The 14,490-nt window shown below is 67.3% G+C and carries 15 protein-coding genes, 1 tRNA gene and 1 riboswitch; of the genes, 11 read left to right on the top strand and 5 right to left on the bottom strand.

Going from position 1 to position 14,490, the window contains the following annotated elements; all coding sequences use genetic code 11:
* Positions 1-20 precede the first annotated feature (20 nt).
* The 3 genes from EP757_RS12915 to EP757_RS12905 all read left to right on the top strand — a co-directional run bounded on the left by EP757_RS12915 (position 21) and on the right by EP757_RS12905 (position 1,848).
* The gene (locus tag EP757_RS12915; protein ID WP_127545501.1) at positions 21-1,148 is read left to right on the top strand and encodes a hypothetical protein; all 1,128 of its coding nucleotides are present in this window, start codon (positions 21-23) and stop codon (positions 1,146-1,148) included.
* A 20-nt stretch (positions 1,149-1,168) separates the two neighbouring features.
* The gene (locus tag EP757_RS12910; protein ID WP_146002941.1) at positions 1,169-1,540 is read left to right on the top strand and encodes a hypothetical protein; all 372 of its coding nucleotides are present in this window, start codon (positions 1,169-1,171) and stop codon (positions 1,538-1,540) included.
* A gap of 232 nt (positions 1,541-1,772) precedes the next feature.
* Positions 1,773-1,848: transfer RNA gene (locus EP757_RS12905), tRNA-Arg, on the top strand.
* Positions 1,849-1,920: 72 nt separating this feature from the next.
* Here EP757_RS12905 and EP757_RS12900 read toward each other — a convergent pair.
* Positions 1,921-2,838, bottom strand: a complete 918-nt coding sequence (locus tag EP757_RS12900) for a LysR family transcriptional regulator (RefSeq protein ID WP_127545495.1) — start codon at positions 2,836-2,838, stop codon at positions 1,921-1,923.
* A 70-nt stretch (positions 2,839-2,908) separates the two neighbouring features.
* On the opposite strand from EP757_RS12900, the gene EP757_RS12895 reads away from it, so the two are divergent.
* Complete coding sequence (locus EP757_RS12895) at positions 2,909-3,265, top strand: nuclear transport factor 2 family protein (RefSeq protein WP_127545492.1); 357 nt, start codon at positions 2,909-2,911, stop codon at positions 3,263-3,265.
* A gap of 66 nt (positions 3,266-3,331) precedes the next feature.
* On the opposite strand, the gene EP757_RS12890 is transcribed toward EP757_RS12895, so the two are convergent.
* Positions 3,332-3,964: a transglycosylase family protein gene (locus EP757_RS12890; RefSeq protein WP_127545489.1), complete on the bottom strand. Its 633-nt coding sequence runs from the start codon at positions 3,962-3,964 to the stop codon at positions 3,332-3,334.
* Positions 3,965-4,136, bottom strand: a riboswitch (cyclic di-AMP (ydaO/yuaA leader).
* A 207-nt stretch (positions 4,137-4,343) separates the two neighbouring features.
* Between EP757_RS12890 and EP757_RS12885 the strand changes: the two genes are divergently transcribed.
* The gene (locus EP757_RS12885) at positions 4,344-5,582 is read left to right on the top strand and encodes a trans-acting enoyl reductase family protein (RefSeq protein ID WP_127545486.1); all 1,239 of its coding nucleotides are present in this window, start codon (positions 4,344-4,346) and stop codon (positions 5,580-5,582) included.
* Between the two features lie 33 nt (positions 5,583-5,615).
* Here the strand turns inward: EP757_RS12885 and EP757_RS12880 are convergent, their stop codons facing one another.
* Entirely contained in the window at positions 5,616-6,377 is a 762-nt protein-coding gene (locus EP757_RS12880; RefSeq protein WP_127545483.1) for a trans-aconitate 2-methyltransferase, read from the bottom strand.
* A 191-nt stretch (positions 6,378-6,568) separates the two neighbouring features.
* Between EP757_RS12880 and EP757_RS12875 the strand changes: the two genes are divergently transcribed.
* The 3 genes from EP757_RS12875 to EP757_RS43350 all read left to right on the top strand — a co-directional run bounded on the left by EP757_RS12875 (position 6,569) and on the right by EP757_RS43350 (position 9,503).
* Complete coding sequence (locus EP757_RS12875; RefSeq protein WP_127545480.1) at positions 6,569-7,177, top strand: GNAT family N-acetyltransferase; 609 nt, start codon at positions 6,569-6,571, stop codon at positions 7,175-7,177.
* A gap of 38 nt (positions 7,178-7,215) precedes the next feature.
* Positions 7,216-8,313 (top strand): DNA glycosylase AlkZ-like family protein, encoded by a 1,098-nt coding sequence (locus tag EP757_RS12870; RefSeq protein WP_127545477.1) that lies wholly within the window; start codon positions 7,216-7,218, stop codon positions 8,311-8,313.
* Between the two features lie 131 nt (positions 8,314-8,444).
* Complete coding sequence (locus tag EP757_RS43350; RefSeq protein ID WP_197725512.1) at positions 8,445-9,503, top strand: hypothetical protein; 1,059 nt, start codon at positions 8,445-8,447, stop codon at positions 9,501-9,503.
* Here the strand turns inward: EP757_RS43350 and EP757_RS12860 are convergent.
* Entirely contained in the window at positions 9,493-9,891 is a 399-nt protein-coding gene (locus tag EP757_RS12860; protein WP_127545474.1) for a molybdopterin-binding protein, read from the bottom strand. The two genes, EP757_RS43350 and EP757_RS12860, sit on opposite strands and share 11 nt — an antisense overlap.
* A gap of 85 nt (positions 9,892-9,976) precedes the next feature.
* Here EP757_RS12860 and EP757_RS12855 point away from each other — a divergent pair, with 85 nt between their 5' ends.
* Genes EP757_RS12855 through EP757_RS12845 form a run of 3 tightly spaced genes read left to right on the top strand, consistent with a single transcriptional unit; the run spans position 9,977 to position 12,325 of the window.
* Complete coding sequence (locus EP757_RS12855) at positions 9,977-10,408, top strand: PadR family transcriptional regulator (RefSeq protein ID WP_127545471.1); 432 nt, start codon at positions 9,977-9,979, stop codon at positions 10,406-10,408.
* A 2-nt stretch (positions 10,409-10,410) separates the two neighbouring features.
* Complete coding sequence (locus EP757_RS12850; protein ID WP_127545468.1) at positions 10,411-10,695, top strand: DUF2218 domain-containing protein; 285 nt, start codon at positions 10,411-10,413, stop codon at positions 10,693-10,695.
* Positions 10,696-10,729: 34 nt separating this feature from the next.
* Positions 10,730-12,325, top strand: a complete 1,596-nt coding sequence (locus EP757_RS12845; protein ID WP_127545466.1) for a rhamnogalacturonan lyase B N-terminal domain-containing protein — start codon at positions 10,730-10,732, stop codon at positions 12,323-12,325.
* Between the two features lie 143 nt (positions 12,326-12,468).
* Here EP757_RS12845 and EP757_RS12840 read toward each other — a convergent pair whose 3' ends face one another.
* Positions 12,469-14,469, bottom strand: coding sequence for an Ig-like domain repeat protein (locus EP757_RS12840; RefSeq protein WP_127545463.1), 2,001 nt, complete (start codon positions 14,467-14,469; stop codon positions 12,469-12,471).
* Positions 14,470-14,490: the final 21 nt, after the last annotated feature.

Below are 14,490 nucleotides of genomic sequence, written 5' to 3'. Positions count from 1 at the left end.
GCATCCGGAACGAGGTTCTCTTGCCATTCGTACGCAGCGCCGCCCTGCTCGGCATGGGCGCGATCGCCGGCGCCCTGTTCGCGGGGGTGCCGGCCCAGGCCGCGGGCAACCCCCTGTACTTCCTGATCAATCCGGTGGTCAACAACGACAAGCCGGTCGTCCTCGGCGCCGACCCGAAGACGAAGATCACGGTGCCGGTCCGCGCCGAGATCTACCACGAGTCCGGCATCGCGCCGTCCGCTGACGGCATGCTCAAGAGCCGTGGTGGTTACTTCTTCACCTTCTTGAATGGGCCCGTCGGGGCCAACATGAAGTGCAGTCCGGCCACCGCGACCACGTCGGTCTGCACCGGCACCGCGACCATCGGCTCCTCCGACGTCTCCAATTCGGACGCCGGGAAGCTCATCATCGTCGACATCGACGGTTACGGCCTCGACAACCACGCGTACAACCGGATCAGCGAACCGGCCGACGAGGTCGCGATCCTCAAGCAGACCCGTCTGGCGGGCGCCAATGCCACTCCGGAGCCGGCTCGCAAGAGCAGCACGCTCACCGTGACGGGGCAGCTCACCCAGCCCGACTGGAACTACTACGAGGCCAACGGCACCCAGCGCCTCGTCGGGTACGGCAGCCAGCCCGTGGCGCTGCAGTTCCGCAAGGCCGGCTCGACGACCTTCAGCACCGTCAAGACGGTCAAGACGTCCAGCAGCGGCGCCCTGCGCACCACCGTCACCGCATCCTGGTCCGGCGAGTGGCGCTGGTCCTTCGCCGGCAGCAGCACCTCCGCAGCCTCGACGTCGGGCGCCGACGCCGTGGTGCTCTACAAGGTCGCCAAGCTGACCGCCAACGCGTCACCGGAACCGGTCCGCAAGAACCGCAAGCTCACGGTGACCGGCCGCCTCACGAAGGCCACCTCCGACGCGGCGACCACCTTCACCGCGTATCCCCGCCAGCCGGTCAAACTGCAGTTCCGCAAGCCCGGCAGCACCACGTACAAGACGGTGAAGACCGTCTACACCGATGCCAAGGGCAACCTGCGCACCACCGTCAAGGCGACGGCAACCGGTTACTGGCGCTGGTCCTTCGCCGGCAACTCGACCGTCGCGTCGGTGTCCGCCCCGGGCGACAAGGTCCAAGTAAAGAAGTGAGTCCGTGGCCCACGCCCTCCGTGGCGTGGGCCCGCTCCCCTGCCGCGTGGGCCACCGTCCACCGGCCCGAGGTGCGTGGTCAACACCTGGCCTCGACGGGCAACGCGGTGATCCATCACCCGGGCGAGGTCGCAACGGCGGCAGCCGGCATCGGGCTGATGCTTCTGAGATCCGGCGGAGAAGGCATCGGCGTGGCACTCGACGCGACCGGTGCAGGCGCCGTCGTTGGAGTTCCGCTCAACGTCGTTTCGGCGGCGGGCCTGGCCGGCGGCGCCCCCATGACCACGGCGGCCGGAGCATCGCTGATGCAGCACGCCGCGAGCGACGACGCGGTCTCGCCGATGCAAGGCAGCCAGCCGTCGAGAAGCGTGCCACGCAGACCGATCGGTTGAAGGAACACCTCACCGAGAAGGATCTCGACGGCGCGCGGCGGAGACGCTTGGTCACCTGTGCGCAACGGCGTTCAGCGTCGCGCACGGGTGGTCATCGGATCCGCCGTGCGGCGATCGTGCTGCTCCGTGTGTGGTCCGGCGGCCGGAACGCCCCGGCTACAGCGCCGCTGGTCGGCATTGGGTGTTATCGGGTGCGGCTGGTCACTGCTGGTCAGGTAGGATCGGCAACCGCGCCCTCGTAGCTCAGGGGATAGAGCATCGGTTTCCTAAACCGTGTGTCGTAGGTTCGATTCCTACCGGGGGCACCACGTCCCACCAGCGCGTACGCCCTTCCGGATCTCCGGTAGGGCGTTTTGTTTTGCCGCTCTATTTTTCTTGATTCACTCCAGAAAACCCGGCCGAGTGACGGTCGTCATCTCTATGGTTTTGTCAAAGGCGGCCTGGCAGTGGCGCAGGAACGCTGCCAAGGCCGGGCTACTGCGGTCCTGCCAGACCAGTGCGAGCAGCGCGGGGATTTCTATGCCGTCGATCGGAAGAGCGGTCAGGTCGGGATAGGCGGCGGCCATCGACTCGCTGAGGACCGCCACGCCGAGCCCGCGGCGAGCCAGGCCGGCGACAGTGTCCGGTGAGGTTGCCGCGAGCGCGACCGAGAGATCAACACCCAGTGCAGCGCGGGCTTGATCGAAGACGTCGCGGATGCCGGTACCTACCGGCAGGCAAATGATCGGGTACGTGAGCAGCGCGGTGACCGAGATAGGCGCCTGGCCGGCCAGTGCACTGTCCGGCGGGACGAGTGCGACGAGCCGATCGCTCACGATGATGCGGCTCACGAGGTGTTCGGGAGGCTCACCTGCCAGCCCGGCCAGCGCCAAATCTAGGTCGCCGGAACGCACGCCGGCCACGAGTTGGTCGGAATTCGCCTCCACAAGCTCGACTTCGATCTCGGGATGTTCCCCGTGGAAGGAAGCGAAAGCATCGAAAAGGGGCGTGACCTCGCAGCCGATCACCATGCCGACCGTCAGACTGCCGCGGACCAGGCCGTTCACATCGTCGATCGCGTCCCGCATATCGGCTGCGGCGTCCAGCGCCGCACGCGCATGCCGCAACGCCGCCTGCCCAGCGTCGGTGAGGCGTGCGATGCGGCCGGAACGGTCGAAGAGCTGGGCGCCGAGCTCGTGCTCCAACGCCTTTATCTGCGCGCTCACGCCCGACTGGGTGATGTGCACCCGCTCCGCGGCGCGGGTGAAGTTGGCCGTCTCGGCGACGGCCACGAAGTATTCGAGCTGGCGCAAATCCATGAGTCATTCTACTGATTGCCACAAGAACTATGCGTTGGACTTGTGGCTCCACCTCCGGGACGCTGGAGCCATGACCGAGAAAGCGCACCGTCCCGAAGACCTGACCAGGCTGTTCGTCGAGCGCGCCAATGCCAAGGACGCCGACGGTCTGGCCAACCTATATGAGGAGGATGCAGTGATGGCTTATCCGCCGGGCGGCCAGACTCGTGGCCGCGAGGCGATCCGCAAACTGTGGGCGGAGTTGCTGCCCCACATGCCCGAGTTCGAGCCTGAGCCGCCGCTCCCGACGCTGATCAGCGGCGATCTGGCTCTGACGTCCACGCCGCCGAGCGACGGCTCGGGTGCCCGAGCGCAAGTCGCGCGGCGACAGCCGGACGGCACATGGCTACGTGTGCTCGACCAGCCGGAGTTCCGACGGCCCGATTGACCGGGCAGCCGGCCGGATAGATCGGTCGGCCAGGCGCCCCGAGCGGGACGGTCGGCATGTCTTCGCTCAGAGCCTGATCCGCTGGCCGGCGAAGACGCGATGAGGGCTGCTCAGGATGTCGTCGTTGGCGCGGTAAAGAGCACGCCAACCACCTGTGACGTCGTGCCGATCAGCGATGCGCGCGAGTGTGTCGCCTCGGCGGACGACATAGGTGCGCACGGCTGACCGCGACTTGACCGTAGCGCTTTCCAGCACTGCGCTGCGACCGGCCGCGGTGCGGACCGTGCGAGCCGTGGAAGCGCGCGTCACACGGGCTGGAGACTTGCGGGCCGCTTTGCGGCTGACCTTGACGCTGGCTCGCTTGCCGCAGTGCGGCCACGCACCGATGCCCTGTCCACGTAATACACGCTCGGCCACCCGGATCTGCTCGATCTTCGTGGCCTGGTTCGCGGTCCGGGCGTAACGCGTACCGCCGTAGGCACGCCATGTGCTGCGGCTGAACTGGAGGCCGCCGTAATACCCATTTCCCGTGTTGATGCGCCAGTTGCCCCCGGATTCGCAGCGGGCGACAGCGTCCCAGTTCACGTCGGACGGCAGGGCCTGCGCAGGCGCGGCGGAGCCCAGCAGGCCCACCGAACCGACGAGACCGGCGACAGCCAGACCGAACGCCAGGTTGACCTGCTTTCGGATTTGCACCATTTCAGTTGTCCTCCACGCCTGCGAGGTCAGCTGTCGGGTTCGGGCAGAGTGGCCCGGCCGCAGTGGGCGGCTTCACCCCAAGACGCGTCAGCGCCGAGGAACTCGTGGGTCCCCCGCTCCATGCCTTGAGTTGTGATCCGTGGTCGGCGGCAGGATTCGGCGTTCCGGCCACGGTGCCCGCGTCATGCGGGCTACCGACGGAATGTCCACGAACCGCGTGGGCGCGCTACGCCTGGATACGGTCCGATGCTGCTGTTCCCCCAAATTAGCCCTTTGATCCGAGCTTGTATGGATAACTCGTCAGATTTTTACCAACCCGCCTACCAGGAGGTTTCCGATGTGCTGCGCACTCTCCACCGAGGGTGCACAATCGGCAGCCATGACCGACCAAGCGCGCGAGTTCGACGTGATCGTCTATGGCGCCACGGGTTTCGTCGGTGTCCTCGTCGCACGGCACCTTGCCGGATTCGCGCCGGCGGGCACCCGAATCGCCCTGGCCGGACGGTCACCGGAGAAACTGGAGACAGTCCGCCAACGGCTGAACGTCGACTGGCCACTCGTGGTCGCCGACGCCACCGATGCTGCTGCTCTCGACGCCATGGCCTCTTCCACTCGGGTGGTCATCACCACTGCCGGGCCTTATGCGAAGTACGGCCGGATTCTGGCGCACTCCTGCGCCAAGGCCGGTACGGACTATGTCGACCTGACCGGCGAGGTGCTGTTCGCCCGGGACAGCATCAACGAGAACCACGACCTGGCGCGGAGTACGGGTGCGCGGATCGTGCACTCGTGCGGATTCGACTCGATTCCGTCCGACATCGGCGTCCACGTGCTTCATTCGCAGGTTCAGGCCGACGGCGCCGGCGAACTGACCGACACGACGCTGGTGCTGACCAGCATGCGTGGCGGGGTGAGCGGCGGAACGATCGACTCGATGCGCTACCAGGTCGACGTGATGAGCAAGGATCGCGGCCTGCGGCGGATCGGCGCCAGCCCTTACTCGCTGAGCCCGAACCGGGAAGCCGAACCGGATCTCGGCCGCCAGGAGGACATGATCACGGTCGCGGCCTCCGAAGTGGATCCGTCACTACGCGGTCATCTTGCGCCGTTCGTGATGGCGTCCTACAACACCCGTGTGGTGCGGCGCAGCAATGCGTTGCGCGATTGGGCGTACGGCAGACGGTTCCGCTACCGCGAAGCGATGAGCGTCGGCACCTCGCCGCTGTCGCCGGCCATGGCGCTGGGCACGAAGTTCGTTCTCGGCGGTCTGTTCCTCGGTCTGGCCGTGCCGCCGGTCCGATTCGTGCTGGACCGGGTCCTCCCGAAGCCCGGCACCGGTCCGAGTGAGCAGACGCAGCAATCCGGCCACTTCACGATGGACATCTTCACTACGACGACGACCGGCGCGCGGTACACGACACGGTTCCGAGCGAAGGGCGATCCGGGTTACGCGGCCACCGCCGTAATGCTCGGCGAATCCGCTCTAGCACTCGCCCTGGACAGAGAGAAGCTGCCGAAGACGGAAGGCGGGGTGCTGACCCCGGCCACGGGCATCGGTGACGCACTGGTGGACCGGCTCAGGACCGCCGGCATGGAGATCACAGCACGACGACTCTGAGCGCTGCGGCGCGTCAGACGAACGGATAACCCATCAGTGCGGGTTGCGGGCTATCACGTCGAAGACGTGCCAGTGCTTAGGACCGCTGAAGGCCGGTCCGGGAGCGTCTTCCTCGTGCCAGTGTTCGATTTCGAGTCCGTCGAGCAGGGTTCGTAGCTCGTTCTCCGGCAGGAACGTCATCGCCGGGTCGGCGGCCCACGAGTCGCGCTCGCCGAAGACGTTCACCGCCAGGCGGGCGCCGGGACGTAAGGCGGCACGGATCAGGGACCACGTCCGGTCGAAGGAGGTACGCGTTTGGAAAGGCAGCGAATATCCGGCGTAGACCAGGTCGGCGTCCGGCAGTGGCGACAGTTCTTCAAAGGCGCATACCCGCACTGTGAGCGCGGAGTGGATGCCCCCGACGGTACGCAGGATGCGAGCTTCGGTGTCCGGCTCGCTGTCGTGGGCCAGTACTGACCAGCCTTCGGAGAGCAGGGCTGCCGTTTCCCGACCGGCACCGCAGCCGAGGTCTACGGCGACTCGCTCACCCGCGGACCGGTGTTCTGTGCCGGCAGCGGGCCGAAGTGAGCCGGCGTCAGCATCCGACGGCCGATCGGCCAGGGCCATGGCCCGCAGGCACAGCTCGCGGACCGGCCGGCCGAACTGGCGGGAGTTGTAGGCAGCCCAGTGGCCGGGCTCGGCACGCCTACCTGCGACAGCATGCTGACCTGACTCGACACGGTGCCCGGAATCAGCGCCAGAACCCGACGTGGCCTGCTTTTCGGGGTCAGCCCCGGGCCTAGTGGAGGTGCTCATGCTCCGATCATGCCGAAGGCCTCCTTTCGACGTTGGGGGTCGTCGGAGGTGGGCTGTCGATCGTACGGAATGAAGATCTGACAAAGGAGGGCAAAACGTTTTTGAGCGCTGGTCAAGAGCGGTATCGACATGCCGACTGGATATCGATCGCGACTAGCACCAACCGGGTCTTTGTGGGCAGGATTCGGAAGGTGACCGCCGACCCTCTGCCCTATCCGCTGAGGTTGACGGGAACCGGCATCATCCTGCGCGAGTGGCGTCCGGACGACCTGGACGATCTGGTCGCTCTGCTGGACGAGCCGGAGATCGCGCGCTGGACGCCGATGCCGTCACCCTTCGACGCCGAAGCCGGCCGCGCGTACCTGAAGCGTGCCCAGCAGGGACGTACGAACGGCAGCCGGATCCAGCTGGCGATCACTACTGATGGCGGGCGTCCGGTGGGCGAGGTGCTTCTCTTCTCGGTCAACACCGAGTTGCGGGAGGCGGAGCTCGGTTACCTGATCGGCCGGCCTCATCGGCGGCGTGGACTGGCGTCCGGGGCGTTGTCGGTGCTGTCCGGGTATGCGTGCCACACGCTGCGACTACGGCGGCTGCTGCTGCGGATCGATCCGGCGAACGTGGCGAGCACGTCGGTGGCACGCCGGTGCGGATATTGGCTGACCGGTGAGCCGCCGATTCGCCAGGAAGGTCCGTACGGGCCGACCACGCTGGACACCTGGGAGTACGTCGACGGGCGCTCCGGCACCCGTCGGGAACGCCTGAAAAATGTCGCAGCCCGGCGGTACGGTCGTCGCACCTGAGAACGAGCAGGCGAACGAGGTTGGAGTGGGAGGTGTAAATGATCAGCGTGGATCGTGCCCGGGCCTTGGCGTATCGGGTCACCGCGCTCGGGCTGGCCGATCGTGTCGACGCGCGTCCGGCTGACCTGCCGGTGCTCGACCTGGGCATCCAGCAGTACTCGCCGGACTCCGCGCAGGTCGCGCTCACCGCCCGCAGCAGCGCGGAGCCCACCGACGAACGGCTGATCGCGGTCTGGGCCGCCCGTGGCGCCCCTCACCTGCATCGGCGTGACGACATTCCGGGTCTGGTTCGGCAACTGTGGCCATTGACCGACGCCGACGCCAGCCATCGGATCAACAGCGCGCAGATTCCGGACGGTGTTCCGCTCGGCATTCGCGCGTTCACTGTGACAGCCGAGGCGTTCAGGGAAGTGGTGACCGGGCCGATGCCCCGCGGTGTGGCGAGCACCGAGGTGAGCAAGCGAGTGCCGGTCGACTTGACGTACGAATGCCGCGGTTGCGCTGCACGGCATATCGCCGGAAACGTGTGGCAGCACGCGGGCCTCGCCGGTGGCGTGGAGGTTCTGTCCCGGGGCAAGGACGCGCGGATCGGGCCTATCGACGGTGCGCCACCGATGCCGTCCGCCAACGGGGAGTTCGACAGGTTCATCGCGACCTATCTGCGTTTTCTCGGTCCCGCGGGACCGGGCGAGGTGGCGAAATATCTCGGCAGTTCCGCTACGGAGATCCGTAAGGCCTGGCCGTCAGCCGATCTCGTTCAGGTGCAGGTCGACGGTCGTAAAGCGTGGCTGCCCGAGTCGGAAGTGGAGGCGCTCGAGTCGGCCGGCCCGATTCGGGGTGTTCGCTGGCTACCCGGCATGGATCCGCTGCTGCAGGCCCGTGACCGCGACCTACTGGTCCCGGACCGTGCCGCGCAGAAGGAGGTATGGCGGACTCTCGGCAATCCGGGCGTTCTGCTGGTCGACGGGGAGATCGCCGGAGTCTGGCGGGCCCGGATGGCCGGCCGGAAACGCGTCGATCTGACGGTGAGCCTGTTCGACGGGTTGGCCGCGGCTCAGCGCAGGAGAGTCGAGGCGGAGGCGAAGGAGGTGGCGCGGGCGCGCGGAGTTCCTGAGGCGGCAGTGATCTTCGACTGAGCCGCTACGAGACTGAGCCTCAGCCAGGCCGATCCGCTGCCGGCCTCCACTGCCAGAGCTGGGCGGCTGCCAGAACTGGGCGGCTGCCAGGCTGGGCCGCTGCCAGACTGAGCCGCTGCCAGACTGGGCGGATGCCGACGATCGGATTCCTGCATACGGCGGACGTGCACGTCGAGACGTTCCAACGGCTCATGTCAGAGCTCGCACCGGAGTGGACGGTGCGGCATTTGGTGGACGAGTCGCTGCTCGCTGACGCACAGCCGGCCGGGGTCACGGCGGAGATCGCGGAGCGTACGCGGAAACGGCTCGCCGAACTGGAGTCCGAGGGCGCCGATCTGATCGTCTGCACGTGCTCAACCATCGGCGGAGTCGCTGAGCGGGAAACCCCTGGCGGGCCCGTCGAGCGAACCTCTGTCAACTGGGGCGATCACGCGACCGAAGGTGACAGCGAAGCGCGCGGCGATCACGGGGTCGAAGGTGACAGCGACGGGCGCGACGATCCCGCGGCCCAAGGCAACAGCGAAGCGCGCGACGATCCCGCGGCCGAAGATAACAGCGACGCCGAGGGTGATGACCCCACCCGCGGCGATGGCGATCGCATTGGCAACGACTACGGCAGCCGCATCGACAAGGACTGCAGCAACGACAAGGACTTCAGCAGCGACAAGGGCTTGAGCAACGGCGTTCAACGCGGCAACCAAAGCGGCGACAGAAAGCGCGGCGGCGAAAGCGACGCCCACGACAACGGCGAAAGCGACGCTCACGACAGGCCCACGCGCGGCAAACGTTCGGTTCCTGTGGTTCGGGTGGATCGGCCTATGGCTGAAGCCGCTGTTGCTCTCGGTGAGCGGATTGCTGTCGTCGCCACGGTCGCTTCCACTCTCGAGCCGACTATGGCTCTGCTTCGGGATAGTGCGGCTCGGGCCGGCAAAACGGTCACGATCACGTCGGGGCTTTGTGGGGCGGCTTGGGAGTTCTTTGTGGCTGGGGATTTCGAGCGGTATTGCGAGGAGATCGCTGCGTACGTTCGGGGGGTCGCCGGTGGGGTTGATGCGGTGGTGTTGGCGCAGGCCAGCATGACTCCGGCTGCTGAGCGGCTTCGGGGACTGCCCGTGCTGACCAGTCCGCGCGCGGCCGTGGAGAAGGCGATCACGATGTACGGGCAGCAAGGACCGGCCCCTACCTCTTGACGGCTCGTTCCACGACCACGGTCGTCGACTTGATCACTGCTACGGCCACTGAGCCGACCTGCAGGTCCAGCTCGTCCACGGCCTCCCGGCTCATCAGAGAGACGACGCGGAAGGGGCCCGCCTGGATGTCGACCTGAGCCATCACGGTGTCCTTCACGACGGCCGTGACAATGCCTCGCAGACGGTTCCGGGCCGAGGATTCCTCGGAACGCTCGTCCGGGTCGGCAGCCTGACCCCGCACGAAAGCAGCCAGATCCACACCGTCGATCACCCGGTGGCCTTGCTGGTCCCGGCTGGCTGCGAGCCGGCCCGCGTCGACCCAGCGGCGGACCGTGTCGGTGCTGACGCCGAGCAGGTCGGCCGCCTCACCGATCTGGAAAGTCGTCACGACGATCACCCTAGCCGACGAGCAGTCACCGATATATCGTTACTGTTACGGAAACGAGCCACGCTCGCGGAAAGGGGACCACGACATGCGACGCCGGATGCACCGCGGAGACGTCCGAGCAGCGGTTCTCCTCCTGCTGGCCGAGAACGATCAGCCGATGCACGGCTATCAGCTGATGCACGCGATCGCCGGGCGCACCGGCGGGCGATGGCAGCCGAGTCCGGGCGCGATCTACCCGGCGATCAGTCAGCTGGAGGACGAAGGGCTGGTCACGGTCACTGCCAGCGCCGGCCGCAAGCTCGTCATCCTGACCCGGCAAGGCCGTGAGAGCGCCGGAGAAGCGCAGCCTTTGATCTTCGAGAAAGACGACGCCATCGATCTGCGGCCACTGCTCATGCAGGTGCACGACGCCGCGAGACAGGTCGCCCGCACCGGCACCGAAGCGCAGGTCGAGCAGGCCGCGCAGATCCTCGCCGACACCCGCAGAGCGATCTACCTGCTACTAGCCGAAGGATAGACATGACGAACACCGCCACAGCGACGGTCGCCACCACCGCAGCCCCGCGATACGCCAAGCAGCTCGCCTCCCACCTGGGCCGCCGCAGCGAGATCAAAGAGATCGGCGAAGACATCGCCATCGTGCTGACCGTCGGGGAGTGCCGCCTGCACAGCACCCCGGAAGCCCTCGAACTGACCGCGACGGCCGACACCGAGGAGGACCTGAAGACCGTGACCCGGGTGGTCGGCTCCCACCTGGAGCGATTCGGGCAGCGGAACGAGCTGGCCGTCGACTGGAATTACTGAGCAACCTCCCAGCCCCGGAGAAACACATGAGGGCATGGCGAAAACGAAAACCAAGGCCCTCGCAGGCGGCCTCTTCTCGGCAGCCGTCCTGGCCGGCGCCGGTCTCCTCGGCATAGGCCAGCCCTGGGCCAGCGCCGCGGCGAACGTCAGCTTCGACACCGGCACCGGACTGTCGTTCATCGTCAACGGCACGAACGGCAACATGACGTCGCTGAAGCACAACGGCACCGAGCTGACCGCATCCGGCTATGCGGCCGGCCAGTTCGAGTCGGGCTGGTCGTCGGCGACGGTGACGAGCCAGACGTTCAACAACGGCAGCTCGATCCTGGTGAGCGCGGCGAACACGTCGATCGGCGTGACGCAGTACTACTTCGCCCGCAAGAACGACAACACGATCTACATGGCGACCAGCATCGCGAAGGCGCTGAACCCGGGTGAGGCCCGGTTCATCGCGCGGCTGAAGCCGTCGCTGCTCACGACGTCCCCGACGGCCGCGAAGACAGGCGGCGCGAATACCACGGTCGAGGGATCCGACGTCTTCGCGTTCGCCAACGGCCAGACCGCGTCGAAGTTCTACAGCTCGCAGCGCCTGATCGCCCAGCAATCTTTTGGAGCGAGCGGCAACGGGCACGGGGCGTACATCATCCCGGCCTACACCGACATGACCTCCGGCGGCCCGTTCTTCCGGGACATCGAGGTCAACGACACCGGCAGCGCCGTCAACATCACGCACTACATGTTCAGCGGCCACCAGCAGACCGAGGCGCTGCGGCTGGGGCTGCACGGCCCGTACGCCCTCGCGATCACCGACGGCGCCGCACCGGCCGCCCGGAGCATGGACTTCCTGGCGTCCTTCTTCCCGGGGATGCTCTCGAACGCGCAGCGCGGCGGCGTCAGCGGCACCGCGAACGGCACCTGGAACGGCCTGACGGCGACGGTCGGCCTGGCCGGCACGAACGGTCAGTACTGGGGCCGGGTCAAGTCCGGGAAATTCGTCATCGGTCACGTGAAGCCGGGCACCTACAAGGCCACCCTCTACGCCGGTGAGCTGGAGACGGCAACCACGACGATCACCGTGACGGCGGGCGCGACGACCACACTCGCGATGACCGGCAGCGTCCCGGCGGCGGGAAAGCTCCTGCAGATCGGCGCCTTCGACGGCACTCCGGCGGGCTTCGTCAACGCCGACAAGATCGAGACGATGCACCCGTCGGACACCCGCATGGCGGCGTGGAGCAGGACGGCGAGCGCGACGAGTTTCCCGATGGCCGAGTTCAAGGCGGTCAACTCGCCGATCGCACTCGGCTTCACCCTCTCCTCGGTGCCGGCGAACGGCGCGAAACTGAGGATCGCGACCACGTCGAGCTTCGCGGGCGGCCGTCCGGCGGTGTCGATCGGCGGCTGGACCTCACCGGCGTCCGCTTCACCCGCGCCGGTGAACCTGAACTCCCGCAACGTCACCCGCGGCACCTGGCGCGGGATCAACACGACCTACACCTTCACGATCCCGGCGAGCGCCCTCAAGACCGGCGCCAACACCCTGTCCATCTCGGTGCTGAGCGGCAGCAGCGGCGACACCTTCCTGAGCCCGAACTTCATCTTCGACGGTCTCGCCCTGGATCCCGCGTAACTTCAAGATCAAGATCCTGCGATGGTACGTCGGCCGCCCTGCTGTTGCGGTCTGACCCGGCAAGAGCGGGGCGGCCGACGTACCATCGCCGGGGTTTCTTGTCGCCTTTGATGGGCATGCCCGTCGACCTTCCGAGCCACCGTCTAGCTCGTGAAGCGGAAGTACCTCCAGGATCCGTACGTCGTGTAGTTCGCGCTGTCACCGGACGTCCCGGTCACGTAGACGGCCCGCACCCGGTACTTCACTCCGGTGGAGTGCGTGCCGGTCAGCGTGTACGTGTACTTGCCGGCCGTGCTGAGCTTGTAGGTGCCGGACTTCCACGCCACCCACTTGCCGCCCGAGAACTTCTCGAAGACCAGCTGCTGCTTCCGGTTCGGGTACGCGGTCATCGTCGTGGTGAACTTCGGGTTCGTCCGCTTGCGCACGTAGTAGTACGACTTCTTGACCTTGTAGTGCTTGGTGACAGCGGTCGAGACGGCGACCTTCGTCCGCAGCGTGGAGGTCACGGTGCGGGCGGCGTACCGGGTGTCACCGGCGAAGACCGCGCTGAACGTGGTGTCCCGGGTCAGCTTGAAGCTCACGCTCAGGTCGCCGGAGCCGTTCACCGTCCCCTTCTTGAGCAGGCGCTTGGCCTGGTCGGCACCGTACGGGTCGGCCCAGATCTCCACGGTCCGGTTCTTGTACGTGGCGCCGAGCCGCGCGGTCATGGTGACGGTGGCGTTGTACGCGTTGACCGTCCCGTTCCTGTTCAGCGTCAGCGCCGGCGTGGTCTTGGCGACCGACACCGACACCTTCGCTGACGACGCCTTGTGGGTGGCGTCCCCGGCGTAGGAGACCGTGTAACCGATCGTGCCGCCGGCCTGCGGGAAGTCGAGGAAACTGAAAGCCCCGCTGGCATTCGTGTCCGAGGCCTTGACCGTGACACCGGCGGGCGTCTCGGCGTCGGTACGGACGACCTTGACCGGCGTGCCCATCGGCAGACCACCGGCGAGCGTGCCGGTGACGTTGATGCCCGAGCCGCGGCCCGCGGTGGCAGGCGCCTTCAGCGTGATCGAGGTGGCGGTCTGCACCGGCGCCGGCGGGGCGGGGATGACCGACGCCTTGTCGATCGTCCAGAGGCTCTGCGCGCCGGCCGCGTCGGTGGTGATCGCGAAGAGCCGGTCAGCACCCGGCTCCCAGGCCAGGTCGGTGAGGACCGGCGCGGCCCCGGAGATCGGGAAGTCGAACTCCCGGGACGGCACGGTCTCGCCGGTCGGCGGGAAGAGGCGCAGGTCGGTACGCTCCGCGCTCGGGTTCATGCCGACCGCGACCCACGACGCCGCTGACGACTCCACGTCGGCGCCGGCGTCCGTCGAGATGGTGGTGCCGCCGCTCAGGGTGCCGGCCGACGTCTCGTAGACGCCGTTGTAGCCGGTCACGAAGATGTCGTAGCCGTCGGCGGTGAAGCCGACAGCGGTGTGGCCGGACACGTAGCCGGTCTGGGTCTGCGCGACCAGCGCGGGCGTGGCCCCGCTGATGTCGTAGAGGAAGAGATCGCCCCGCGTGCTCGTGTCGGTCAGCGCGAGCCGGGTCGGGTCCTTCGGGTTCACCGCCATCAGGGGCGGCTTCGCCGACGCCGACGAGTTGTTCCCCTGACCGAGGACGAACGCCGTCGATTCGCCGGTCTCCGGGTCGAGCACGCCGAACCGGTTGACGTCGACCGCGAACCACACCTTGCCGCCGGTGAGCACCAGGTCGCCCAGCTCGTAGGCGGTGCCGAAGGTGTAGCGCCGGATCTCCTCGAGGCTGTCCGCCTTCCACGAGATGATCTGGTGGGCGCCGGGAACGGTCGCCCACAGCGTGCCGGAGTCCGCTGACAGCCGCAGGTCACCGGCGTTCGTACCGTCCGGGAGCGCCACCTCGGCAGCGATCGTGCCGTCGTACCTCACCGCCAGGATCCGGTGCGCCATGTCGTCGGCGACGATCAGGCGCTGGCGGACGCCGTCGACGATCATGCGGTCGGCGTGGTAGCCGCTGAGGACGTGACGCTGCTGGTCGGTCAGCGTGGTGGGGGCGGTCGCGGCGAACGCCGTCCCGATGCCGAAGACCGTCGTCGTGGCGAGCACGCTCGCCGCCAGCGCGGTCCCGATGGTGCGTTTACGCATGTTTCTCCCCGTGGCAAGATC

It is taken from the genome of Actinoplanes sp. OR16, from assembly GCF_004001265.1.
Lineage (GTDB): Bacteria > Actinomycetota > Actinomycetes > Mycobacteriales > Micromonosporaceae > Actinoplanes.
The sequence above is the reverse complement of the archived record's forward strand: the minus strand, read 5'-3'. Positions and strand labels throughout refer to the sequence as shown.

Excerpts from the sequence above, each read along its gene's own strand:
- EP757_RS12870 (WP_127545477.1), top strand. The coding sequence starts at position 7,216 with ATGATCAGCGTGGATCGTGCCCGGGCCTTGGCGTATCGGGTCACCGCG.
- EP757_RS43350 (WP_197725512.1), top strand. The coding sequence starts at position 8,445 with ATGCCGACGATCGGATTCCTGCATACGGCGGACGTGCACGTCGAGACG.
- EP757_RS12900 (WP_127545495.1), bottom strand. The coding sequence starts at position 2,838 with ATGGATTTGCGCCAGCTCGAATACTTCGTGGCCGTCGCCGAGACGGCC.
- EP757_RS12855 (WP_127545471.1), top strand. The coding sequence starts at position 9,977 with ATGCGACGCCGGATGCACCGCGGAGACGTCCGAGCAGCGGTTCTCCTC.
- EP757_RS12895 (WP_127545492.1), top strand. The coding sequence starts at position 2,909 with ATGACCGAGAAAGCGCACCGTCCCGAAGACCTGACCAGGCTGTTCGTC.
- EP757_RS12850 (WP_127545468.1), top strand. The coding sequence starts at position 10,411 with ATGACGAACACCGCCACAGCGACGGTCGCCACCACCGCAGCCCCGCGA.
- EP757_RS12885 (WP_127545486.1), top strand. The coding sequence starts at position 4,344 with ATGACCGACCAAGCGCGCGAGTTCGACGTGATCGTCTATGGCGCCACG.
- EP757_RS12840 (WP_127545463.1), bottom strand. The coding sequence starts at position 14,469 with ATGCGTAAACGCACCATCGGGACCGCGCTGGCGGCGAGCGTGCTCGCC.
- EP757_RS12890 (WP_127545489.1), bottom strand. The coding sequence starts at position 3,964 with ATGGTGCAAATCCGAAAGCAGGTCAACCTGGCGTTCGGTCTGGCTGTC.
- EP757_RS12880 (WP_127545483.1), bottom strand. The coding sequence starts at position 6,377 with ATGAGCACCTCCACTAGGCCCGGGGCTGACCCCGAAAAGCAGGCCACG.
- EP757_RS12845 (WP_127545466.1), top strand. The coding sequence starts at position 10,730 with ATGGCGAAAACGAAAACCAAGGCCCTCGCAGGCGGCCTCTTCTCGGCA.